Below are 22,692 nucleotides of genomic sequence, written 5' to 3'. Positions count from 1 at the left end.
GCAGGCGCTCCAAGTCACCGGAGAGTTTTTCACGGGCGTACTTGTCGTCGTTCTTGAAGAACGACAGCCAGTTGGTGGTCTTGAGTTCGAACAGGTCGATCAGGTCTTCATCCGGGAAAACCGTGTTGCCCACCACGTTGATGTGCTGGATAGCCGCCACGGTGCCTTCGTTGATGTTGACCTTCAGGCCGACGCGGTTGCGCGGCTGCGGCACCACTTCGGTGTCGACAGTGGCCGAGTAGCGGCCCTGGGCAACGTACTGGCGTTGCAGCTCGTTACGCACACCTTCGAGGGTGGCGCGCTGGAAGATCTCGCCTTCGGCCAGGCCGGATTGCTTGAGGCCCTTCATCAGGTCTTCAGTGGAGATCGCCTTGTTGCCTTCGATCTCGATACTGGCAATGGACGGTCGCTCGACAACGGTGATGATCAATACGTCACCGTCGTGTCCCAGTTGGATATCCTGGAAAAAGCCGGTCTTGAACAGCGCGCGCGTGGACTCCACCAGGCGCCGCTCATCGGCGTTATCACCGACGTTCAACGGCAAGGCCCCGAACACACTGCCTGCGGAAACGCGCTGGAGGCCGTTGATGCGAATATCGGAAATCTTGAACCCTTGGGCGTGAGCCAGTGTGACATTGAGCAGCAGTGCAGCCGAGCAGAGCAGGCGCGAAAAATTCATCAAGATCTTATCCAGGACACATCGACAAGTGGTGTAGGTGGAGGCGGATATCTCACCGCAAGACGAGTCACCGCGGGAGCGAGCGGGCTGGTGGCGAGCAAGCATAAAAGTTCGCCGCGTTTGGTGCGGTTAACCCAATGTCAAGTTAGGTAAAGGTTTGCCCGCGGCGATGACGATGCGTGGCACACGGGCGATAATGGGCTGACACCTACTCAAGAGCGGCCCATGATCTCTGTATTGCTAGTCGACGATGACCAGGAACTGACGGGAATGCTCAGCCAATACCTGGAGCGCGAAGGCTTCGAGGCGACTGCGGTGCATACGGGGGAAGAGGGCGAGGTTCAAGCGCTGTCCGGTCGCTACAGCATCGTGGTGCTGGACGTGATGCTGCCGCGGCTGTCGGGTATCGAGGTGCTCAGGCGCATTCGGGCCGTGAGCCAGGTGCCGGTGGTGTTGCTGACGGCCCGTGGCGACAACATCGACAAGATCACCGGCCTGGAACTGGGGGCCGATGACTATGTACCCAAGCCCAGCTCACCGGGGGAATTGGTGGCGCGTTTGCGGGCGATCATGCGTCGGGTGCAGCCGGCGGATCGGTCAACCAGCGAAGTGATCAGGACCGGGCCGTTGGTCCTGTGGCCCGGCAAGCGGCAGGCGCTCTGGCAAGGGCGCGAGCTGGGGGTGACCAGTACCGAGTTCAGTTTGCTCGAGGAGCTGGCCCGCTGTGCCGGGCAAGTGGTGAGTAAACAGAATCTGTCGCTCAATGCCTTGGGCTGTCCCTTGACGCGTTATGACCGACGCATCGATGTGCACATCAGCAGCATTCGCCACAAGTTGGGGCCGCGTCCCGACGCCAAGGCCTGGATCCAGAGCGTGCGTGGCCTCGGTTACCTGTTGATTGCCGAATGATGAAGCCCAGCCGACTGTTCTGGAAACTGTTCCTGGCGTTCTGGCTCGCCACCAGCCTGACCTTCCTGGTCGGGTTGGGCCTGCTGATGATGGGCAGTTCCAGGCCAGGGGATCCTCATCTGGAAACCATCCTGGCCGCTGAAGGACAGCTCCTGCGCCAGTTTGGCGTGGAGTCGGGCCGGCAACTGCTGGCGGTTTGGGAGCACCCTGCTGACCAGGCCGTTGGCGTGTATGACAGTACCGGTCAATTGCTGGCCGGGGCACCGGTTGCGCAACCGGCTTACACGCGATCGGTCATCGGCAAGGACGGCGCCGCACTGTTGCTCAAGTCGACCCATCCCCTGGCTCAAGAGCGCGACAAAGGGCCAAGCCCCTGGACGCCGTTGATCATCGGCACGGTCATGAGCGCGCTGTTCAGCGGTTTCATGGCGTTCTACCTGGCATGGCCGCTGGCCTATCTTCGGCGCGCCATGAGTGACGTGGCCCAAGGACGCTTCGAAACCCGGGTCAAGCCGATCATGGGCGCGCGACGTGATGAAATCGTCGATCTGGCCGAGGACTGCGACCGAATGGCCAACCAGTTGAAGCTGTTGGTAGAAGCCCAGCAACACTTGTTGCACGACATTTCCCACGAACTGCGCTCACCGTTGACCCGCATGCAGGCGGCCATCGGGCTGCTGCGGCAAGATCCGGCTCGCCAGGAAATGGTGGAGCGCATCGACCGTGAGTCGGTGCGCATGGACACGCTGATCGAGGCCTTGTTGACCCTGGCGCGTCTGCAGGGCCGACCAGAGAGTATCGAGCGCGAGCCAGTCGATATCGTCGAGTTGCTGTCGCTAATCGTCGAGGACGCTCGATTCGAAGCGCAGATGAAAGGGTGCCAGGTCAGTCTGCAGGCGTGCCCGGGGTTTGTCAGTCGGGTCAGCGGCGAGCTGTTGTATCGGTGTTTCGAGAACGTCATTCGAAACGCGGTGCGCCATACCCGGCCAAACACCACGGTGATGGTCGTGGCCCAGGTCAATGGCGGCGTAGACGGCCTGACGGTGCAGATCAGCGATCAGGGCCCGGGGGTTGAACACTCGCGGCTACAGAGCATCTTCAATCCGTTCGAGCGTGGCTTGAACGAAGCCAGTGCCGGCTTTGGCCTGGGCCTGGCCATTGCCTCGCGGGCCGTGGAGATACACGGCGGCACCATCCACGCGCGCAATGAGCCGTCCGGCGGGTTGACCGTGGAAATCAGCTTGCCCCGTTGGGCATGATCTTTACACGATATTACATTGGCTTGACGGCTCTGTACGCCCCGCCTCAGTAGACTTTGCGTTCAAACTCAAGCAGCGTTTGCTGACGTTTCAGCGTGGAGGTGGTCATGTTTCTGGTTCATAAGAAGGGCTTCGTCCCCGGCAAGAAAATGGTCGACGGTCTGGTGCCCTACGACTTCTTCTGCGAAGACAATCCGGGCCTCAACCTGTTTGTCTTCACTGGCTCCGCCACGCCGGGCAAAGTGGTCGAGGAACAGACACTCTGGGGGTTTACCCGTCTTGAACGTTTTGAAGCGTTGACCGGCACGCTGGTGTCGAACAAAAAACAGCAAGGCTGGTTCCAGAAGGTCAATGTGCTCACCGGCCCCGCCCAGAACGGTACTCAAGGCGTGAAGTTCCAACGGGTGCTGAAAATCATCAAGCACACCGATGCATCGAGTCGTGTGACCAGCAAGGCCGACTACGAGATTCAGACAGACGAAGGCGACACCTACTTCACTCGTCGGCCTGCTGCGGGGGGCAGTGCGCAAACCATTATCTATTCGGCGGATCAATAGAGACCCTCAGCATCTGTGTCGCTGACCCTCCGCTATCGCGAGCAGGCTCGCTCCCACAGAGGATTGTGGGTGTTCACAGCATCCGCACACGACGCAAGGGCGCTCGTCAAGGCAGCCTGCTTTGGCAGGCTTCAGACGTAGGCAAGCTGAAACCGATAACCCACGCCATACAACGATTCGATGGGGTTTTCCGCCGGGCAGGCCTGTTCGAGCTTGCGCCGCAGATTGCGGATATGGCTGTCGACGGTGCGATCAGTGACCACCCGGTGATCGGAATAGATCCTGTCGAGCAACTGATCCCGGGAAAACACCCGCCCCGGGGACTGTGCCAGCGTGCTGAGCAGGCGCAGTTCCAAGGGCGTCAGGTCCAGGGCGATGCCATCGAGTGACGCTTGGTAGCGGTCTTCGTCAATCAGCAGGCGCGCGGGTTGGTTGACCACCAGTTGCGGGCTGCGGCGCAGGATCGCCTTGACCCTGGCCACCACTTCCCGAGGGCTGAAGGGTTTGCAGATGTAGTCGTCGGCCCCCAGGTCCAGCCCGAGCAGGCGATCCACTTCCTCCACGCGGGCGGTGATCATGATGATCGGCACGGCACTGAAGCTGCGTAGCTCCTGGCACACTTGCAGGCCGTCGCGCCCTGGCAGCATCAGGTCGAGCAGAATCAGCCGCGGTTCGTGGGCCCGGACTGCCGGCACCACCTGTAGCCCGTTGTCCAGGCATTGAACCGCATAGTCGGCGGCGACCAGGTAATCACGCATCAGTGCGGCCAGCTTGGGTTCGTCTTCGACGATGAGGATCGGGCTGTCATTGACCATGCTTCAGGCGCTCCGTGGCAGGCGCAGGGTCAGCCAAAGGCCGCCCAGCGGCGAGTGATCGGCGCTGAGGCTGCCGCCATGGGCCAGGGCGATGCTGTGACAGATGGCCAGCCCCAGGCCAGCGCCACCACTGGCGCGATTGCGTGAGGTTTCGCCGCGGTAAAAACGCTCGAACAACCGTGATAACTGGGTGGCATCGACCCCGGGACCGGAGTCCAGGAAGTCGACGCGCACGGTGTCGCCCTCGTCGGCGGCTCGAATACGCAGCACACCGCCCTCGTCGGTATAACGCACGGCATTTTCCAACAGGTTGCTGAACAGCTGCTGCAAGCGCTTGGGGTCGGCCTCCAAGCGTAGCGACGGGGCTGGCAGTTCCAGCTCCAGGCTCAGGTGTCGGGCATTGCAACGCTCCTGGAACATCGCCACGCAACTTTCCAACAGCTCGTTGAGATCGCATTCGCTCTTGCGGTAGGTCAGCGCGCCGACATCGGCCAGGGACAGTTCGTAGAGATCATCCACCAGTTTGCTGAGCATGCTGACTTCGCCTTGCAGTGACTTCATCGAGGACGGGTCGAGGGTGCGTACGCCGTCTTCGATGGCTTCCAGTTCACCGCGCAGCACCGACAACGGGGTACGCAGTTCGTGGGACACATCGGCCATGAATTCCCGACGCATTTTTTCGTTGCGTTCCAGCGTATACGCCAACTGGTTGAAATCCCGGGCCAACTGACCGACTTCGTCATTGGACGCCACCGACACTCGGTTACTGTATTCACCGGCGGCCAACCGGTGGGTGGCGGCGGCCACGCGCTTGACCGGGTCAAGCAGGGTGCGGGCGATCCACCAGGCAATCAGCATTGCCAACAGTAACGAGAGTACGCCCACCGCCAGGCTGGTGCGCACCAGGTATTGACGAAAGCGTTCGCCGCCAGCTTCGGTCACGTTCTGGAACGGCGTCACCGCCAGCCAGCCGACGGTCTTCCCTGCGACTTGCACCGGGCGCATCAAGGCGTCGTTGGCAATCGCCGAGTAGCCCATTACCAACTGTTTCTGCTGATCCAGCAGGGCGATACGAAACACCGCGCCGGTCAGATCGGACATCGGCATGGGCGGCCGTTCTGGGTGGGTGGTGTTTTCGCCCGGCTCCGGACGCAGCAGTTCGAACCAGCGATCGGGCTGGTTGCGCAGGAATTCCCAGTTGCCTTCGCGCTCATAGGCGCTGGCCAGGCGCGGCAATACCGGCGTCATGCGCAACAGGGCTTGTTCGTTGAGGTAGTCGAGAAAGCCTTTGCCAAAGCTCCAGCCGTTGGCCACGCCCATGCTCAGGATGACGAACAGCACGCTGGCCAGTACGGCAATAAACAGCTTGGTGGAGATGCTCAGTTTCATGGGCTCGGGCAGGTCGGTGAGTGGCCCGTCCATTTAGGCCCTGGCGCCACGAAGATTCAAGGGCGGCGGGCAATCTTCAATTTTCCTGCACATTTGCCTCGCAGTATGGCGCCTGGCTTGAACCATCCGTCTTGCAGAGGCATTTATGTCGACCAAATTATTCGCCAAATCCCTGGTGACCGCCGCCTTCCTGGTGTGCTTGATCGTGTTGTTCATGTTGGGCGGTTGCTCCGGCGAATCCGCGCCTACACCCGAACCGCCCAAGGTCTCGGTGATCACCGTGCAACCGCAAAGCCAGGCGCTGACCACTGAGTTGGCCGGACGTACCCAGGCGTTCATGGTCGCCGAGATACGCCCGCAGGTCGGCGGTATTGTCCAGCAGCGGCTGTTTGTCGAAGGGGCAGAGGTCAAGGCCGGGCAGGCGCTGTATCAATTGGACGCGGCGTCCTACAAAGCCGCTTTGGCGCAAGCCCAGGCGAGCCTGGCCAAGGCCCGCGCCACTCTGAAGTCGGCCCAGGCCACGGCCAGGCGTGACGCGCAACTGGCGAAAATCGATGCCATCAGCCAGCAGGACAACGAGGATGCCCAGGCCAGCCTGCTGACCGCCGAGGCGGAGCTGCAAGTGGCCCAGGCCGATGTCGACACCGCACGCATCAACCTGGCGTATACCCGCATCAGTTCCCCTGTCAGCGGGCGCATCGAAACCTCGACGGTCACTCCGGGGGCACTGGTAGTCGCCAACCAGGACAGCGCACTGACCACGGTGCAGCAGTTGGACCCGATGTATGTAGACGTCACCCAGTCGACCACCGAGCTGCTGCGCCTCAAGCGCGACTTGGCCAGCGGCGTGCTGCAAAGCAACGGTGAAGGCGAGGCGCGGATCAGCCTCAAGCTCGATGACGGCAGTCTCTACGCCCATGAAGGGCGCTTGAAGTTCAGTGGGGTCAGCGTCAACGAGGGCACCGGCACAGTGACCTTGCGCGCGCAAATCGCCAACCCGGACCGGCTGTTGCTGCCGGGCATGTATGTGCGGGCGGTGCTGGAGCAGGCGCGGGATGACAAGGCCATCCTGATCCCACAGAAGGCGGTGACCCGCAGCGCCAGCGGCGCGACTTCGGTACTGGTGGTGGTCAATGGCAAGGTCGAGCAGCGCGTGCTGAGCATCGATCGCGCCGTGGATAACCAGTGGTGGGTCACGGCTGGGCTTAACGCGGGAGACCAGGTGATTGTCGAGGGCGGGCAAAAAGTCCGGGTCGGTGACGCCGTGGTGGCGCAGAACGCCGGCACCCGCAGCCGTACGCAGAAAGCGACCCCTGTCGCCATCGCGCAGGAGGGCTGAACATGGCACGTTTCTTCATCGACCGGCCGATTTTCGCCTGGGTCATCGCCATCGTCATCATGCTTGCCGGCGCGCTGTCGATCAGCCAGTTGCCCCTGGAACAGTACCCGGACATCGCGCCGCCGACGGTGCGCATTTCCGCGACCTACACCGGCGCCTCGGCCAAGACCGTGGAGGACTCGGTGACCCAGGTCATCGAGCAGCAAATGAAGGGCCTGGATAACCTGACCTACATGTCGGCCTCCAGCAGTTCGGACGGCAGTGCCAGTATCAGCCTGACCTTCACCGCCGGCACCAACCCGGACGTGGCCCAGATGCAAGTGCAGAACAAGCTGCAACAGGCCGAGTCGAGGCTGCCGCAGTCGGTGCAAAGCGAGGGCCTGACCGTGACCAAGGGCGGCTCGGATTTCCTGATGATTGCCGCCCTGGTGTCCGACAACCCGAGCGTCACCGGTACCCAGATCGGCGATTACATCTCCAGCACCTTGCTCGATTCCATCAGCCGCCTCGACGGTGTCGGCGATGTGCAGACATTGGGCTCCGGCTATGCCATGCGTATCTGGCTGGACCCGGCCTTGCTGGAAAAATATGCGCTGATGCCCTCGGATATCAGCAGTGCCCTGGAGGCGCAGAACACCGAGGTTTCCGCCGGTCAACTGGGGGCCATGCCGGCGGTGAAGGGGCAGCAGTTGAATGCCACCATCAGCGCCCGCAGCAAGCTGCAAACCGTCGAAGAGTTTCGCAATGTGGTGGTCAAGTCCTCCAGCGACGGGGCCGTGGTGCTGCTTGGGGATGTGGCGCGGGTCGAGTTGGGCAGTGAAAGCTACGACGTCAGCTCTGCCCTCAACGGCAAGCCTGCTGCCGCCATGGGCGTCCAGCTCGCCGCCGGGGCCAACGCCCTGAGCGTGGGGGAAGCGGTGAAGGCCAAGCTCAAGGAACTGGAGCCGTTCTATCCGGCGCAGATGCAACTCAAGAACGTGATTGCCTACGACACCACGCCCTTTGTCAGCCTGTCCATCGAAGAAGTGGTCAAGTCACTGGGCGAGGCCATTGTCCTGGTGGTGCTGATCATGTTCCTTTTCCTGCAGAACCTGCGGGCCACGCTGATCCCGGCGATCACCGTACCGGTGGTGCTGCTGGGCACGTTCGGCGTACTGGCGCTGTTCGGCTATTCGATCAATACCCTGACCATGTTCGCCATGGTCCTGGCCATCGGCCTGCTGGTGGACGATGCGATCGTGGTGGTGGAAAACGTCGAGCGGGTAATGGGCGAGCGACGGTTGTCGGCCCTGGACGCCACGCGCCAGTCGATGGATGAAATCACCAGCGCCCTGGTGGGCATCGCCTTGGTCCTCAGTGCTGTGTTTATTCCCATGGCGTTTTTCGGCGGTTCCACGGGCATCATCTACCGGCAGTTTTCGGTCACGATCGTCTCGGCCATGGTGCTTTCGGTGTTGGTGGCCATGACGCTGACGCCGGCCTTGTGCGCGACGCTGCTCAAGCCGTCCGACGGTCATGGTGCCCAGGGCGGTTTCTTCGGCTGGTTCAACCGTACCTTCGAACGTGGTGCCGAGGCCTATAAAGGCCAGGTAGGCGCTATTTTGCAACGTGGGCGCCGCAGTTGGCTGGTGTATGGACTGTTGGTGCTGGCAATGGCGCTGGGGTATGCCAGCCTGCCGACCTCGTTTCTGCCCGATGAAGACCAGGGCATCCTCATGGCCCAGGTGCAGTTACCGGTGGGGGCTACGGACAGTCGCACCCAGGCGGTCGTCGAGCAGTTCGAAAGCTACCTTCTCGAGCAACCGGAAGTCGAGGCGCTGATCAGCATTTCCGGCCTGGGCATGAACGGCAACAGCCAGAACGCGGCCCGCGCCTTTATCCGGCTCAAGGACTGGAGTGAACGCACGGGGGCGGGGCAGGATGCGGCCGCCATCGCCCAACGGGCGACCCTGGCACTGTCGAGCATCGCCGATGCCAATGTGTTCGTCATGCAGCCACCGGCCATACGGGGCCTGGGGCAGACGTCCGGCTTCGATCTGCAACTCAAGGACCTCGGTGGCCTGGGACATGATGCGCTGGTGGCGGCGCGGGAGAAACTCATCGATCTGGCCAACAAAGACCCGCGCCTGCTGGGGGTACGCAGCAATGGCCTGGACGACGCACCGCAGCTCAAGGTCAGTATCGATGATCGCAAGGCCGGCGCCTTGGGCCTGAGCACCAGCGACATCAACACCACTTTGTCCACGGCGCTGGGCGGCACCTACGTCAATGACTTCCTCAACCAGGGCCGGGTGAAGAAAGTCTACGTCCAGGGTGAGGCCTCGTCGCGGATGCAGGCGGCCGACCTGGAGCACTGGTTCGTGCGCAACAGCAATGACGAGATGGTGCCGTTTTCCTCGTTTGCCAGCAGTTCGTGGAGCTATGGCTCGCCGTTGCTGGAGCGCTATAACGGCAACGCTTCGCTGGAGGTGGTTGGCGACCCGGCGCCCGGGGTCAGTTCCGGGGACGCCATGGATGCGGTGGAAGCCATCGTCAAACAGTTGCCCGAAGGCATCGGTTACGAATGGACCGGGCAGTCCTATCAATTGCGTCTATCCGGTTCGCAAGCGCCGTTGCTGTACGGGATCTCGGTGCTGTTCGTATTCCTCTGCCTGGCCGCGCTCTACGAGAGTTGGTCGGTGCCTTTCTCGGTGTTGCTGGTGGTACCGCTGGGAGTGGTGGGGGCGGTGCTGGCGACCCGTTTCAGTGGCTTGAGCAACGACGTGTACTTTCAGGTCGGGCTGTTGACCACCGTGGGGTTGGCGGCCAAGAACGCGATTCTGATCGTGGAATTCGCCAAGCACCTGCAAGAACAGGGCAACAGCTTGCGCGAGGCGACGCTGATTGCCGCGCGGCAACGCTTGCGGCCCATTCTCATGACGTCCCTGGCGTTCATGTTCGGCGTCTTGCCCCTGGCTTTGAGTACCGGTGCCGGTTCCGCCGGGCGCCAGGCCATTGGGACCGGTGTGCTGGGAGGGATGTTTTGCGCCACGGTGCTGGGGATCTTTTTCGTACCTCTGTTCTTCGTGCAGATCCGTCGGCGTTTCGAGCGCGTTTCCCCGGTTTCGACCTCTGTTCCATCCGCTCAATCAGGTGACGCATGATCAAGTTCCGCTGGCCCTTGCTGGCCATTCTCACGCTGCTCGGTGGCTGCATGAACCTGGCGCCGCAGTATGAACGCCCAGAGGCACCGGTCTCCGAGCAGTGGTTGCCAACCACCAGTACGCCCAAGGGGGAGGTGAGTGCCGACATCGAGTGGCAGCACTTCTTCACCGACAGTCGCCTGGCGCGCTTGCAGGCCCTGGCGCTGAGCAATAACCGCGACCTGCGCCTGGCCGTCCTGAACGTTGAAAAGGCCCAGGCGCAATACCGCATCCAGCGAGCCGAGTCGCTGCCTTCGATCGATGCCAGCGTCAGTGGTACCCACAGTCGCACGCCCGGTTCGTTGTCCAACACGGGCTCGGCGGCCACCACCCATGACTACAGTGCGCAACTGGGGTTGAGCAGTTATGAAGTCGACCTGTTCGGCCGGGTGCAGAACCTTCAGGACGAAGCGCTGGAAGACTACCTGGCCTTGACCGAAACCCGGCGCAGCACGCAGATCAGCCTGGTGGCCGAGGTGGCGACCGCCTGGCTGACCCTGGCGGCCGACAACGAGCGTCTGCACCTGGCCCAGGAGACCTTGCGCAGTCAGCAGGCGACCTACGAACTGACCCAGCGCAGCCACGCCCTGGGCGGCTCCTCCGGTCTGTCCGTGGCCCAGGCGCAAACCACCGTGGAGTCGGCCCGGGTCGACGCGGCGGCGTATGAAAGCCAGATCCTGCAGGATCGCAACGCCCTGCGCCTGCTGGTAGGCAGCGACATTCCCGAAGAGCTGCTGCCGGGCGCGAACCTGGAGTCGGCCGCGGCGCTGGTGCAGGTGCCGGCAGAACTGCCCTCCAGTCTGTTGCAACGCCGCCCGGATGTGCTGGCCGCCGAGCACTCGCTCAAATCCGCCAATATCGACATCGGCGCGGCTCGTGCGGCGTTCTTCCCCAGCATCAGCCTGACGGCCAATGCCGGTTCCTCAAGCTCGGCCTTGTCCGGTCTGTTCAAGTCCGGCAGTGGTGCCTGGACGTTTGCCCCGAGCATCAGCCTGCCGATCTTCGATGCCGGCAGTAACCGCGCGACACTGGACTCGGCCAAGACCGAGCGCGAGATCCAGGTGCAGACCTACCAGCAAACACTGCAGAACGCCTTCAAGGAAGTGGCCGATGCCCTGGCGGAGCGCAGCACGTTGGATCGTCGCATCGAGGCCCAGCAGGCATTGACCGACGCCAGCCGCAAGAGCTTCGAGCTCTCCGACGCTTTATACCGCGGCGGTTCGCAAAGCTATCTCGAAGCGCTGGATGCCCAGCGCTCCCTGTACAGTGCGCAACAGGACCTGATCACCTTGCGCCTGACCGAGCAGAGCAACCGCGTGACGTTGTACAAGGTGATGGGCGGAGGCTGGAATCAAGGGTAGGGCGGGGGCGTAAAGCCAATGACCCGGACCTGTGGGAGCGAGCCGGCTCGCGATAGCGCCGGCCCATTCAACAGCATTGCAAGCTGATCCACTGCCATCGCGAGCAAGCTTGCTCCCACAGGGGATTTTGGGTGGATGCTGTACCTGAGAACCACGCGGAAAAAATTGTGGGAGCGAGCCTGCTCGCGATAGCGCCGGCCCATTCAACCGCATTGCAAGCTGACCCACTGCCATCGCGAGCAGGCTCGGTTCCCACAGGGCTGAATGGGCAACAGCCTCAAGCCGCTGTCGATTTCTCCCGGCTGTCGCTCGCGGTGTCGCGAAACAGTCGAGGGGACATGCCGAAGGTCGATTTGAAATGCCGGCTGAAGTGGGAGCTGCTGCCATAGCCCCAGGCGTAGGCGATATCGGTGAGCGAACGATGGGCATGTTCCCGGTTGCGCAGGTCTTCGGCACAACGCGACAGGCGCCGCTGCCAGATGTATTCGCTGACACTGCACCCCAGTTCATCCTGGAAGGCGCGGTGCAGGCTGCGTACCGAACACTGTTCGGCGTTGGCGATGCGTTCGATGGTCAGGTCGCGGTCAGCCAGGTGGCGCTCGATGTACGCCTTGAGACGGTTCTGCTTGAAGAAGCGAAAGTCGTGTTCGAGTTGCTTTTCTTCCTGTTTGTTCTTCAGCGCGTTATCCAGCAGCCCGGTGATGCTGTCGCCGATCAGCCCGGCCGAATGGTTGTTCAGCAAGGGGTATTGGTTGTAGGCATCGCTGATCAGGTGCATCAGCATCCGCCCCAGTCCATTGCGACCGTTAAGGTGCATGTCGCCGGTTTGCGCGAGTTGCCCGGGTGCGCCTTGGAACAGCAGGATGAAATGTTCGCAGCCTTGCGTGCTGGTCACGTTGAAAGGTTTGCCGCAGTCGACCAGGAGCATTTCGTCAGGGGCCAGCACGCTGCTTTGTTGGCCCTGATCGAAATGACTGACGCCAGCCACCTGCATGATCAACATGCGCGGCGTGTCGAGGGCGTCGACCGCTTTGCTCAGGTGGCGTGAATAGCGATGGGCGCTGGCAGTCATTCGACAGAAGCGCAATTGGCCCAGGTCTCCGTACTCCAGCCGTCCCTGGAAGTTGCTGTCATGCAACGGATCAATGAAGGTCGATTCCAGCCGTTTTATATAGTCCGGCGTGCGCCCCAGGTGATCGCTCATGAACTCTTTCCACTTCATCAGGCGGTCGGAGCGAACAACCTGATCGGTGGACACGCAGGCTAGATGGTTCATTTTTCGCCTCTGTTTTTTATTGTTTTCTGGCGGACCGGGCCAAAGGTCGACTGGCCCGATCCGGGTCTGACCAAGGGGGCCACAGGCTCAGAACGGGTAGTGATGGCCTCCGGGCTGCCAGGTTACCCAATGGGCACGGGTAAACTCATCCAGGGCATAGTGACCGTTGAAGCGACCGAGGCCGGAGTTCTTTTCACCACCGAACGGGGCATTGGGTTGGTCATCGACGGTGATGTCGTTGATGTGGGTCATGCCCGCCACGATGCCACGGGCGAAGTTCAAGCCACGGGCCATGTCCCGGGTGAACACGGCGCTGGACAGGCCATACTCGCTGGCGTTGGCCAATGCCAATGCATGGGTTTCGTTTTCGGCGACCAGCAACGGCAGCAGGGGGCCGAAGGTTTCATCGCGGGCCAGTTCCTGATCGGCGTCTACTTCACCGAAGACATGGGCGGGCAACACCAGCCCGGATGCCGGGCCGCCACAAAGGCGCTTGAGGCCGGCGCTGCGGGCCCTGTCGATTTTATGCAGCAGGCCGTCGAGCTGGTTCTGATTGACCACCGGCCCGATCACCGTATCCGCCAGGGCGGGATCGCCGGTCTTGAGATTGCGCACGCGCTCGACCACCAGCGCCGCGAAGTCGGCATACAGCGAGCGGTCGACGATCACCCGGTTGACGCTCATGCAGATCTGGCCCTGGTGCAGGAAACGCCCGACCACCGCGGCGTGCGCGGCAACTTCAATGTCGGCGTCATCCAGGACCACCAGCGGTGCGTTGCCACCCAGCTCCAGGGCCACGCGCTTGATGTGTTTGCCGCCAGTGGCAATCCGGCCGACATTGCGCCCCACATCCGTCGAGCCGGTGAAGGAAATCAGGCTCGGCACCGGGTGCTCGACGAAGGCATCGCCGATTTCCGAGCCCGCGCCGACCACGACGTTGAGCGTCCCCTGCGCAAAGCCTGCTTCTTCAAACAGATGGGCAATCAGCAATCCGCCGGTCACCGCGGTGTCGCTGGCGGGCTTGAGCACAATCGTGTTGCCCAGGGCGAGTGCCGGCACCACCGAGCGCATGCTCAGGTACAGCGGGAAATTCCATGGGCTGATCACGCCCACCACACCCAAGGGCTCGCGAAAGACAAAACTCTGTTCGCCGGGCTTGTAGCTGGTCAGGATCCGACCTTCGACCTGCATCGGCATCGTCGTGCATTCACGCACCAGGTTCAGTGTGAATTGCCATTCCATGCTTGCCTTGATCCGGGTACTGCCGGACTCGCGGATCAGCCAGTCGATGATTTCTTCGCGGCGGTTCTGGATGACCTGGGCGAGCTTTTCAAGTTGTGCACCGCGCTGGATGGGGTGCAGTTGTGCCCAAGCCGCCTGCGCCTGGTGCGCGGCCTGATAGGCGTCGTCGAGATCGGCAACCGAGGCCAGGGGCATCTCCAGCAGCGGTTCGCCATTGAAGGGGTTGCGGTCGTCCAGGCGGCGCGTGGAGCGCCCGGTACGCCAAGCGCCGTTGATGTATTGATCGCCGTTGATGGCGTAGGGGGCGAGCGGTTGAGTCGTCATAATCTTTTACCCTTGGAGGCAGGTGGTCGCGTCGTTCCGACGTAAAGGTGCAGGCGTCGATGAAAACTGCTCAGCTTCTGATCCAGGCGCGGCCCCAGGAGTTGAGTGTGTATTCCTCCTGTGCCCAGACACCGGGCTGACGGCTGGCATCGGTGACTTCGAGTTCGGCCGAGAACTCCAGGCGGTTGCGATCGGCATCGACCACCATGAAGAACAGATTGTTGCCCGGCCCATGTCGGCCGGGGCCGAAGAAAATGGTGATGCGCTCCTTGGCGAAGCGATCCCCCCAGTCGCGGATGTCATTCCATTCGTTGGTTTCGTAACAGTGGTGGTCCCATTCGTTTTTCGAACCGCGGAAAAACGCCAAGGTGTGGTGCTCGTCGTCCGAGCGCAGGAAGCACGTCATGAGTTGGCCGGTCTGCTCATCCACGACGTTGTCCGAAACAGTGAAGCCCACCGTGTTGACGTAGAAATCGATCATGGCTTCCAGCTCTGTGGTCTGGAATACCACGTGCTGCAAGCGCCCCGGCATGCCTGGGCGAGAGGTCTGGCGAGCGGGGCGGGCGACGCCGAATATCGTTTGCCGGCCCTGGGGATCACGGATCAGGAAGGCTCCCGGCTCGAGCAGCGGCGAGTCGACCTCTTCGATGATGCCGCCATTGCCGAGCAGGCGAACCCGCAGTGCTTGCAGGCGAGGCTGATTGCCCAGGTCGAACGCCGCTGCGAGCAGGCCGCTGTGGTCGGCGGGCGACACGAGCATGGCGCGTTGCGGACCGCTGAGCACCCAACTGCCATCGGCTTGCGCCTGGCTATCCATGTCCAGCATCCGCCGATAGAAGTCGATTTGTCGCTGCGCGTCCTTGCTCGCCAGGTGCAGGTAGCACAGGCGTGCAGGTGTGGAAGTCTGGAGTGTTTGCATAACCACCTCTGTGCGTGAAGGTTCAATGAAAGACGGGCGCGACGCTTGGCTCGATTTCGTTGCTGTGGGCCAGGGCGATGCCGAACAGCGACTGCAACGATTCGGCGGCCTGGGTTTCGGTGGCCTTGTCGAAAATCGCCGCGATGTAGCGATCCGGGCGCAGCAGCACAAACGGGTGGGACTCGCCCAGCAAGGGCTTGAGCAGGCCTTCACGGTCCTGGAGCACCGTGCAGCCTGGGATCGCCGGCATGGCCTGGACAGACTCGGGCAGGATCAGGATGCGTCTGGCTTCAAGGTGGCTCCAGAGGCCATGCTTGAGTTCATCGACACGCTGGCGGGTCGGGTCGCCGTATTGAATCAAGGCGAAGCCGGCACCGATGGCGTCATCGAGCAGGTGTTCGTGGCCGTGGGCATCGGTGAGCATCGGTTGCGGGAACATCTGTCCGCAGGACAATGTGCCTGCCTGCCCCTCGGCCAGCACCAGGCCTCGGGTGAAACGAGGTTTGGGCTTGAAGCGCATTTGCAGGAAGTAATCGCGCAGCGGCGGCAACAGGCCGATCAAGGCGAATGCCCCACTGATCAGGCGAGCGTGCAGGACGGTGGCCGGCGCCATGACCACGCCGAGGTTCAAGGCCAACTTGATCAAGGCCCACGCATGATCGCGACGCTCGCTTTCGTAGGACAGCAGTGCGCTTTGCGCCATTTTGCCCTTCAGCACGCCGATCAGTTTCCAGCCCAGGTTGTGGGCATCGCGAACGCCGCTGTTCATGCCTTGCCCGGCATAGGGCGGGGTCAGGTGCGCGGCGTCGCCGGCGAGGAACACCCGCTGCACCTGCCACTTCTCGGCGACCCGGGCGTGGAAGGTGTAGACCGTCTTGCGCACGAGGGAAACCGGCGCGTCACCCTTGAAGGGGCGCAGCAAGGTTTGCAGGTGGGTTTCGTCGAGCGCCTGTTCGTCCGTTTCATCGGGCTTGAGCAGGAACTCGAATCGGCGTGTACGGTGGGGTCCGGGCACTTCGACCACCGGACGCCTGGCATCGCAATATACGCGGGTCTGCCAGAACGGGTCGTCGTCCTGGTCGGTATCGACCACCAGCCAGCGTGAGGAGAAGCTCGAGCCGACCATTTCGATCCCGAGCTGCTTGCGCACCGGGCTACGACCGCCGTCGCAGGCCACCAGGTAAGCCGCGTGGACTTCGATCATCTGCCCCTCGGCGTCACGAATCCGCGCACACACGCCGTGTTGGTCCTGACTGAACTCCACCAGCTCGTGGCTGAACCGTGCCGTCAGGCTGGCAAACCGTTCGAGGCCCATCCTCAGGGTGTTTTCAAACAGCGGTTGGCGAAACGCGTTGCGCTTGGGGAACCCATACAGCTTGCCGGTCGGTTCGACCTTGCCGAAGCAGCGCCCTCCGGGCCGGGTGTAGTAATGCACGCCGTAGCCAGGCACGACATCACGCAGCACGGCGGCATCCAGCCCGATGGCCTGCATGGTGCGCAAGGATTCGTCGTCGATTGAAACCGCCCGTGGTTCGGTCACGGTGCCCGGCTTGCGATCGATGATCAGGGTGTCCACGTCAGCTTGGCCGAGCAGGTTGGCCAGGGTCAGTCCGGTAGGACCGGCGCCGATGACCAGGACCTGAGTGTTGATGCGTTTGAGGGTTGTCATTGTTATTCCCTTGCGAATGGCTCAGCCCAGTGGCTTGGGGCGATTGGCGAGCGCAGCCATGCGTTGCGACAGTTCCTGTCCCAGGGCAAGGATCTGTTGCCCTTGCGTCTTTTCCTGGGCACTGTCGCGTTCTTGCACCGGGCGCACGCAACTGATGCTGCCGACGACTTTGCCATCGCCGTCGAAGATCGGCGCGGCCAGGCCATAGACGCCCGCGTCGACTTCGCCTGCGCTGGCTACATAGCCCTGGCGACGCAGTTGCTGCAGTGCGCGACGAAACGCCTCCCAGGTCTGGCCAAGTTGGCTGGCGCGAACCTCATCGGGATGGTCGAGAAACAGCTGGCTGTGTTGGCGCGAGGTCATGTTGGCGAGGATCGCCTTGGACGTCGCTCCCAGGAATAGGGGCCTGGGCGAACCGCGGGAGTAGCTGACCTCACTGAACAGATTGCCGTGCTGGTGAATGCACACGACCTGATCCTTGAAAAGTCGGCAGATCAGCCAGACCTGTTGTTCGCTCCACTGCGGGAAGCTGGGCTCAAGCGATTGGGCGGCGCGCACGAGAGGGTCGCTCAGGCGCAACTGGCGGTCCCAGGTAATGATTCGTGCGCCCAGCGCATAACGGCCGGCTTCGACCTGGAACAACAGGTTGGCCTCGGCCAATTCGCGCACGTAGCGGTAGATCGTCGAACGGGTGAAGCTCAAGGCGCCGCCCATGTCATCCACTGCCCAGATCGGGTGCTGTTCGGTGAACAGGTCGAGTACCCGCAACATGCGCTCCAGGCTCGAGCCTTTGCTGTCGCCATCCTGCTCGGGCAGGTGTTCAGGGGGGTGTAGGTTTTCCATGTTCATTGCTCGTCCACGATGCTGTTGCGCAGGGTGCCGATGCCAGCGATCTCGACCTCTACCTGATCGCCCGGCTTCATCCACACCGGCGGTTCGCGGAACGCACCGACGCCGCCGGTGGTGCCGGTGACAATCACGTCACCGGGGGCCAGTTCAGTGAAGGTGGAGCAGTATTCGATCAACTGGCGCACATCGAAAATCATGTCGCTGGTGCGGGTGTGTTGCATCACTTCGCCATTAAGGCGAGTGGTCAGCTCCAGGTCCTGTGGGTCGCCGATCTCGTCGCGGGTCACCAGCCAGGGGCCGAAACTGCCGGTGTTCGGGAAGTTCTTGCCAGGCACGAACTGAATGGTGTGCTTCTGCCAATCGCGGACACTGCCGTCGTTGTAGCAGGCATAACCGGCGACGTAATCCAGCGCGTCGGCGTGCTTGACGTGGCGGGCCGCTTTACCGATCACCACCGCCAGCTCGCCCTCGAAATCAAGCTTGTGGGAGGCCGTTGGGCGAACGATGGGTTGCAGGTGGGCGGTCTGGCTGTCTGCGAAGCGGGTAAAGATCATGGGGTAGGTCGGCATCTCTCGACCGGTTTCGCGCACGTGGGTGGCGTAGTTGATGCCGATGCACAGCACTTTGCCCGGGTTGGGGATGACCGGCAGGAACGTCACGTCAGCCAAGGGAAGACGTGGCAGGCTTGCCAGGGGCTCGCGGGTCAGTTCGCCCAGGCGGTCGTTGGCGATGGCCTGTTTGAGGTCGTGGCCGAGGGTTGGCTTGAGCGATTCCAGGTCGATGACGTGATCACCTTCGACCACACCGTAGCTGCTACGACCTTGGACAACAAAGCTTGCGAGTTTCATGAAGGCTCCTGGGAAGAGGGAGGGTGCAATGAGGGTCAATCTAGTCTTGCTATAAAATCCTGTAAAGTGGGATTTATACAAAAATCCTAAAATATGGAATTTATGTTTTTTTTGGCGAGGCTGTACCTTTGGCGGACCTGGGGAGCAGAGGGAGAGGCAGCAGGCAACCAACCGCAGATGGCTGGGTGTCGTAAGAGGTACGGAAAAGGGATCTAAACCTGTGGGAGCGGGCTTGCTCGCGAAGACGGCGTCACAAGCGACATTGATGTCGACTGTACTACCACCTTCGCGAGCAAGCCCGCTCCCACAGGGGATTTGCGTTTAATCGATTGGTGCCCAGCAGCCATGCAGCGACATGCGCATCCGGAACGGAATCCTGATCCGGGCAATGGGACCGCTGGCCATGTCACGGGAGTCCAGCACCACCAGCTCACTGCGCCCCTCTGCGATGAGGTTGAGCAGGGCAACGACGTAGCCATCGGCTTCCTCTGCATCCGCCGAGCGGGGAATGAAGATGGGCTCCTGGAAGCAGCCGCTGTCGCCAGGAAACCAGGCGTCGGTGCTGCCTGTCTTCAGGTTCAAATGGACCAGCAGGTTGAAGAATTGAAAGGGTATCGGGCCGTTCGCCGGGTTGTAGGGGCGCTGCGGATCGAAGGCGAGCAGGAAACCATGCTGGTACTTGCGACTGATGTAGCGGTCATCACACCTTGGAAACTCGCAGGGGTAATCCGTCAGCGGTTGCGGTTCAACGTCCTCCCCGGCGCCGTTCAGGTCAAAGGTCCAGCGCATCAGGCTGGCAGCCAGGGTTTCCGGCGGCGGGACATAACCATTGGCCTGGGGAAAGAAATAGAAGATGTTCCCGCCGGTGACCGGCATATCGACATAGACCTTGTCGCCCTCATCGAATGCATTGAGCGTATGCCCCTGGAAACCGTCCTTGGGCCCCTTGAACCAACGCACATCTTGCGCATGCCCATTGCGCGGCACGACGGCGAACAACTGAGGCAGGTCGGGTTGCCACTGGAAATGCGCTCCGCCGTTTTTCATGCGCTCGACGTCCACTGTCAACGGAATCAACGGGAACACAACGTACCGTTCGGTCACCGCGAAATCGTGCACCATTGCTGCATAAGGGGCCTGGAACCAGATCTCGTGCAGCAGTTTTCCGTCCGGTGAAATTTCGAAGTAGGCCAGGTCAGGCGTACCGTCGCCTTTGGCTTCATAACTGAAGGCCAGGAGATTGCCCGTCATCGGGTCGAGCTTGGGGTGGGCGGTGAATGTCGCGGATTTGATCTGCCCGTCAAAACTCCATTCGCCCAGGGTTTCCAAGGTCTCGCGATCCATCGCCCAGGGCAGGGCATCTTCCTTGAGTGCCAGCAGCACGCCGTTGTGTGGGATGACGGTGGTGTTGGCCGTGGTGTTGTTCTTCGCCGCGAGCGGGTCGTTGGTGAAGGCGTTGCGATAGACGCCATTGAGCGAGCGACCTTCACGGCGCTGGGCCAGCAAGCGATCGGTCTTCACGTAGCGACGGCGCAGCGATGCCTTGCCGTTGGCAAAGTGGAAGCGGCTGACCATGCCGTCACCGTTGAAAAAGATATCGGTGCCCAGCATCGGGGGATACTGCGGGTCTGGTGCGACTTGATAAAACGTCCCGTGGATCGAAGCGGGAAGGCTGCCTTCAATTTCCAGGTCGAACACGTCTGCTTCCACCCGGCTGGGCGTGTAGAGAGCGCCGGAAAACTCAGGGGTTTGAGGGAATGGAATACTCATCGGGCAATCTCGTCAATGTGCGGGTTCGTTGATGTTCAGGCCGATTGCGGGGACATCGCCGGCCCGGAAGGCTTCACGCCGCGGCGAAAGCGTGCAACGACCAGGCACGAGATCACCAAGGCTAGCAAATAGGCTGAAGCTGCCAGCCATCCGACCGCTCGGAAGTGGCCCTCGCCGACGACCAGTGCGGCCCCGAATGGTCCCAGCCCCTGGCCGATGAAAATCGCAGCGTTACCCAGGCCCGCCAATCGGCCGGAAGGGTCCAGTTCCGCCGCCATGGAAAGCAGGTACGGCAGGCTGAAAAACCAGACCATATGGATCAGGCAAGCCGTGCTGACAAACGCCACGGGGCTGGTGCCATAGACCATGATCAAGGTCGCCAGCAGCGCCGTGCCAAAGCTCAACAGTTGTGGAAACAGCAGGCCCAGGCGCCGTCCGATCAGCCCGGCCAGCCCGGCGCCCAGGGCACCGGCAAGGATGCTGCCACCGAGGATGCCGCCAATCTGCTGAGGCTCCAGGCCGATGCTCTTGCCGATACGTTCCTGGTAAACCCATAGGGCAGAGTGACCGAAAAACAGCAGCGCAAAGAGCATGATCAACAGGATCGACGTGAGGCCGAATGGCGGGATCGCGCCGCTGGTTGCGCGATGGGTTTGCGGGTAGCGTTCAGGCACCCTCCAGCAACCCGTCGCCGCGAGCACACTGGTGATCGCCAATAGTAGAAACGCCCCGTTAACACCGAATGACTTGAGGATCAGCGGCATGGACGTCACCAGTAACATCCCCCACAGCAGGTTACCGATGTTGATGACCGCGAAGGTCGCATCCTTGGACGTGCGCAGCGCCGCGGTGGCGTAGACGACCGCCATGACCGCGCCGCCGCTGGCGCCACAGATCATTCTGGAAACCAGCAGCCCGGCCTGGCTGTGAAGCTGCGTGCTGAGCAGATTGCCCAAGGCCAGGATCAACAGGGCCACCAGGGCGAAGCGGCGGCGGTCGACGCTGGCCATGAACAGGGCGCAGACGCCGCAGGCGATGGCCATCGCAATGAGTTCCGCGGCGAAGATAGCGCCGATTGCATTGAGTGGCAGGCCGAGCTGGTCGATCAAGGCACCGCCCAGGATCGGCTGGATCTGCAGCGTCCCCAGGGAAATGACCATCATCAGGCAGATGGCGCCCAGTGATTTCTTGCTGTCGATGGAGTCGAGTGCGTTCATGAAGCATCACCTCGGGTAATGGGCCCGCTCATGGGTGAGCAGGCGCATACGTCAATCAGAACGTGTGGACGTAGCGAACCTGCACCTGGTAATCCGCCCGGGAGCGATTCTCGACGCCGGTTTCTTTATAGGTGTTGAGCCAGAAGGCCTTGTCTTCGGTGATTTTCCAGAACAGGCCCGGGCCAATGCCCAGCACCTTTTCCCGGGAGTCGGTCAGGGTGTTGCCGTTGACCTTGTCATCGGAAATCTGCCGGAAGTAGTAGCCGTTGATGCCGACCGAGACCGTCGGGAACACTTCGTACGAGGCGGTGAAGTTGGCCCACGCCGACTGTCCCGACTGGGTGTCGCGCACCGATTGCCCTTCGAAGAACTGCGCCGAACTGCTGGCCGGATCATCGTTCTTGAAGTTGTACAGGTAGTTCAGCCGCCAGCTCACTTCCCAGCGAGGCGCGGGCATCCAGGTCGCTGCCCAGTAGGGGTTCAGGGAGAAGTAATTGGAGCCTGGGTTCAGGTCTTTGTGTTTGTCGTACTTGCCCGTTGGCAGGATGGTATCGAAGGCCATGCGCTGCACGAAGACCGGCCTGCCGCTGGCGTCGACGATCGGATCGAACTGGACCTGGGGCCCGACCGTGACGTCGCCCAGGCCTGTGGCGTTGTCCTTGAGCTTGGCACCGTTGTCACCGAAGTCGCCGTCCAGGGACACGACGGGCACCAGCAGGCTCCAACCCAGGTGCGCCCCGCCTGCGAAGGTGTCGGGTGAGTAGTAGCTCAGCTGGTTGATCATCGTGATGACGTTGATCTTCGGGTCATCGAAGGCGCCGTTCTTCTTGCCACCGTTGGTCCTGATGCTGCTGGCGGTACTGAACTTCAAATAAGTCTGATGAGTCAGCCCGGGTGGCCCGGCAAAGCCGTCGTAGAAACTGGTGCCACCCAGGTTGATACCGCTGGGTTGGCTCACCGAAGGTGGGGGAGGGCCATCGGCTGCAAAAGCGGCCAATGACGCGAAGCTGAGTGCCAGGCACGCTGGCAGGGTTTTGGTCAGGCTCATTGAAGTGGCTCTATTCTTGGAATTGTGAGCGGGGGAATAT

18 protein-coding genes are annotated in these 22,692 nt (G+C 61.9%); 6 read left to right on the top strand and 12 right to left on the bottom strand.

The window, feature by feature from the left end; genetic code table 11:
• On the bottom strand, positions 1-679 hold a 679-nt coding region (locus tag DTP52_RS24355), incomplete at its 3' end, for a POTRA domain-containing protein (protein ID WP_305887898.1).
• 225 nt (positions 680-904) lie between these two features.
• On the opposite strand from DTP52_RS24355, the gene DTP52_RS24350 reads away from it, so the two are divergent.
• From DTP52_RS24350 to DTP52_RS24340, 3 genes are all read left to right on the top strand, one after another.
• A complete protein-coding gene (locus DTP52_RS24350) occupies positions 905-1,588 on the top strand; it encodes a response regulator transcription factor (protein ID WP_109755635.1) in 684 nt (227 codons plus the stop codon).
• Entirely contained in the window at positions 1,585-2,847 is a 1,263-nt protein-coding gene (locus DTP52_RS24345; protein ID WP_109755634.1) for an ATP-binding protein, read from the top strand. The genes DTP52_RS24350 and DTP52_RS24345 overlap by 4 nt, the downstream gene beginning before the upstream one ends.
• Positions 2,848-2,954: 107 nt before the next feature.
• Positions 2,955-3,404: a hypothetical protein gene (locus tag DTP52_RS24340; protein WP_109755633.1), complete on the top strand. Its 450-nt coding sequence runs from the start codon at positions 2,955-2,957 to the stop codon at positions 3,402-3,404.
• Positions 3,405-3,535: 131 nt separating this feature from the next.
• Here DTP52_RS24340 and DTP52_RS24335 read toward each other — a convergent pair whose 3' ends face one another.
• Positions 3,536-4,219: a response regulator gene (locus DTP52_RS24335; protein WP_109755632.1), complete on the bottom strand. Its 684-nt coding sequence runs from the start codon at positions 4,217-4,219 to the stop codon at positions 3,536-3,538.
• Between the two features lie 3 nt (positions 4,220-4,222).
• Positions 4,223-5,641: a sensor histidine kinase efflux regulator BaeS gene (baeS, locus tag DTP52_RS24330; RefSeq protein WP_109755631.1), complete on the bottom strand. Its 1,419-nt coding sequence runs from the start codon at positions 5,639-5,641 to the stop codon at positions 4,223-4,225.
• Positions 5,642-5,753: 112 nt separating this feature from the next.
• On the opposite strand from baeS, the gene DTP52_RS24325 reads away from it, so the two are divergent.
• Genes DTP52_RS24325 through DTP52_RS24315 form a run of 3 tightly spaced genes read left to right on the top strand, consistent with a single transcriptional unit; the run spans position 5,754 to position 11,490 of the window.
• Entirely contained in the window at positions 5,754-6,947 is a 1,194-nt protein-coding gene (locus DTP52_RS24325) for an efflux RND transporter periplasmic adaptor subunit (protein ID WP_109755630.1), read from the top strand.
• Positions 6,948-6,949: 2 nt separating this feature from the next.
• A complete protein-coding gene (locus DTP52_RS24320) occupies positions 6,950-10,090 on the top strand; it encodes an efflux RND transporter permease subunit (RefSeq protein ID WP_109755629.1) in 3,141 nt (1,046 codons plus the stop codon).
• Positions 10,087-11,490 (top strand): efflux transporter outer membrane subunit, encoded by a 1,404-nt coding sequence (locus DTP52_RS24315; protein WP_109755628.1) that lies wholly within the window; start codon positions 10,087-10,089, stop codon positions 11,488-11,490. Before DTP52_RS24320 ends, DTP52_RS24315 begins: the two co-directional genes overlap by 4 nt.
• Positions 11,491-11,767: 277 nt before the next feature.
• On the opposite strand, the gene DTP52_RS24305 is transcribed toward DTP52_RS24315, so the two are convergent.
• From DTP52_RS24305 to DTP52_RS24260, 9 genes are all read right to left on the bottom strand, one after another.
• Entirely contained in the window at positions 11,768-12,766 is a 999-nt protein-coding gene (locus DTP52_RS24305; RefSeq protein ID WP_109755626.1) for a helix-turn-helix domain-containing protein, read from the bottom strand.
• A gap of 87 nt (positions 12,767-12,853) precedes the next feature.
• Complete coding sequence (locus tag DTP52_RS24300) at positions 12,854-14,332, bottom strand: aldehyde dehydrogenase family protein (RefSeq protein ID WP_109755625.1); 1,479 nt, start codon at positions 14,330-14,332, stop codon at positions 12,854-12,856.
• 70 nt (positions 14,333-14,402) lie between these two features.
• The gene (locus tag DTP52_RS24295) at positions 14,403-15,251 is read right to left on the bottom strand and encodes a VOC family protein (protein WP_109755624.1); all 849 of its coding nucleotides are present in this window, start codon (positions 15,249-15,251) and stop codon (positions 14,403-14,405) included.
• Between the two features lie 22 nt (positions 15,252-15,273).
• Positions 15,274-16,920 carry a bifunctional 3-(3-hydroxy-phenyl)propionate/3-hydroxycinnamic acid hydroxylase gene (locus DTP52_RS24290; RefSeq protein WP_109755623.1) on the bottom strand — a complete coding sequence of 549 codons (1,647 nt, stop codon included), beginning with the start codon at positions 16,918-16,920 and terminating at the stop codon, positions 15,274-15,276.
• Positions 16,921-16,941: 21 nt separating this feature from the next.
• Entirely contained in the window at positions 16,942-17,763 is an 822-nt protein-coding gene (locus tag DTP52_RS24285) for an IclR family transcriptional regulator (RefSeq protein ID WP_109755622.1), read from the bottom strand.
• A 2-nt stretch (positions 17,764-17,765) separates the two neighbouring features.
• On the bottom strand, positions 17,766-18,617 hold the full coding sequence (locus DTP52_RS24280) for a fumarylacetoacetate hydrolase family protein (RefSeq protein ID WP_109755621.1): 852 nt from the start codon (positions 18,615-18,617) through the stop codon (positions 17,766-17,768).
• 321 nt (positions 18,618-18,938) lie between these two features.
• On the bottom strand, positions 18,939-20,387 hold the full coding sequence (locus DTP52_RS24270) for a carotenoid oxygenase family protein (protein WP_109755620.1): 1,449 nt from the start codon (positions 20,385-20,387) through the stop codon (positions 18,939-18,941).
• A gap of 35 nt (positions 20,388-20,422) precedes the next feature.
• Positions 20,423-21,604 (bottom strand): MFS transporter, encoded by a 1,182-nt coding sequence (locus DTP52_RS24265; RefSeq protein WP_109755619.1) that lies wholly within the window; start codon positions 21,602-21,604, stop codon positions 20,423-20,425.
• 55 nt (positions 21,605-21,659) lie between these two features.
• Entirely contained in the window at positions 21,660-22,652 is a 993-nt protein-coding gene (locus DTP52_RS24260) for a transporter (protein WP_109755618.1), read from the bottom strand.
• Positions 22,653-22,692 lie beyond the last annotated feature (40 nt).

This window comes from Pseudomonas sp. 43mfcvi1.1 (assembly GCF_900115935.1).
Taxonomy (GTDB): Bacteria; Pseudomonadota; Gammaproteobacteria; order Pseudomonadales; family Pseudomonadaceae; genus Aquipseudomonas; species Aquipseudomonas bijieensis.
The sequence above is the reverse complement of the archived record's forward strand: the minus strand, read 5'-3'. Positions and strand labels throughout refer to the sequence as shown.

Bases quoted from the DNA above. Each gene is read 5' to 3' on its own strand.
- DTP52_RS24270 (WP_109755620.1), bottom strand. From the start codon at position 20,387: ATGAGTATTCCATTCCCTCAAACCCCTGAGTTTTCCGGCGCTCTCTAC.
- DTP52_RS24295 (WP_109755624.1), bottom strand. From the start codon at position 15,251: ATGCAAACACTCCAGACTTCCACACCTGCACGCCTGTGCTACCTGCAC.
- DTP52_RS24300 (WP_109755625.1), bottom strand. From the start codon at position 14,332: ATGACGACTCAACCGCTCGCCCCCTACGCCATCAACGGCGATCAATAC.
- DTP52_RS24340 (WP_109755633.1), top strand. From the start codon at position 2,955: ATGTTTCTGGTTCATAAGAAGGGCTTCGTCCCCGGCAAGAAAATGGTC.
- DTP52_RS24315 (WP_109755628.1), top strand. From the start codon at position 10,087: ATGATCAAGTTCCGCTGGCCCTTGCTGGCCATTCTCACGCTGCTCGGT.
- DTP52_RS24265 (WP_109755619.1), bottom strand. From the start codon at position 21,604: ATGAACGCACTCGACTCCATCGACAGCAAGAAATCACTGGGCGCCATC.
- DTP52_RS24350 (WP_109755635.1), top strand. From the start codon at position 905: ATGATCTCTGTATTGCTAGTCGACGATGACCAGGAACTGACGGGAATG.
- DTP52_RS24260 (WP_109755618.1), bottom strand. From the start codon at position 22,652: ATGAGCCTGACCAAAACCCTGCCAGCGTGCCTGGCACTCAGCTTCGCG.
- DTP52_RS24280 (WP_109755621.1), bottom strand. From the start codon at position 18,617: ATGAAACTCGCAAGCTTTGTTGTCCAAGGTCGTAGCAGCTACGGTGTG.
- DTP52_RS24320 (WP_109755629.1), top strand. From the start codon at position 6,950: ATGGCACGTTTCTTCATCGACCGGCCGATTTTCGCCTGGGTCATCGCC.
- DTP52_RS24335 (WP_109755632.1), bottom strand. From the start codon at position 4,219: ATGGTCAATGACAGCCCGATCCTCATCGTCGAAGACGAACCCAAGCTG.
- DTP52_RS24325 (WP_109755630.1), top strand. From the start codon at position 5,754: ATGTCGACCAAATTATTCGCCAAATCCCTGGTGACCGCCGCCTTCCTG.
- DTP52_RS24345 (WP_109755634.1), top strand. From the start codon at position 1,585: ATGATGAAGCCCAGCCGACTGTTCTGGAAACTGTTCCTGGCGTTCTGG.
- baeS (WP_109755631.1), bottom strand. From the start codon at position 5,641: ATGGACGGGCCACTCACCGACCTGCCCGAGCCCATGAAACTGAGCATC.
- DTP52_RS24305 (WP_109755626.1), bottom strand. From the start codon at position 12,766: ATGAACCATCTAGCCTGCGTGTCCACCGATCAGGTTGTTCGCTCCGAC.
- DTP52_RS24290 (WP_109755623.1), bottom strand. From the start codon at position 16,920: ATGACAACCCTCAAACGCATCAACACTCAGGTCCTGGTCATCGGCGCC.
- DTP52_RS24285 (WP_109755622.1), bottom strand. From the start codon at position 17,763: ATGGAAAACCTACACCCCCCTGAACACCTGCCCGAGCAGGATGGCGAC.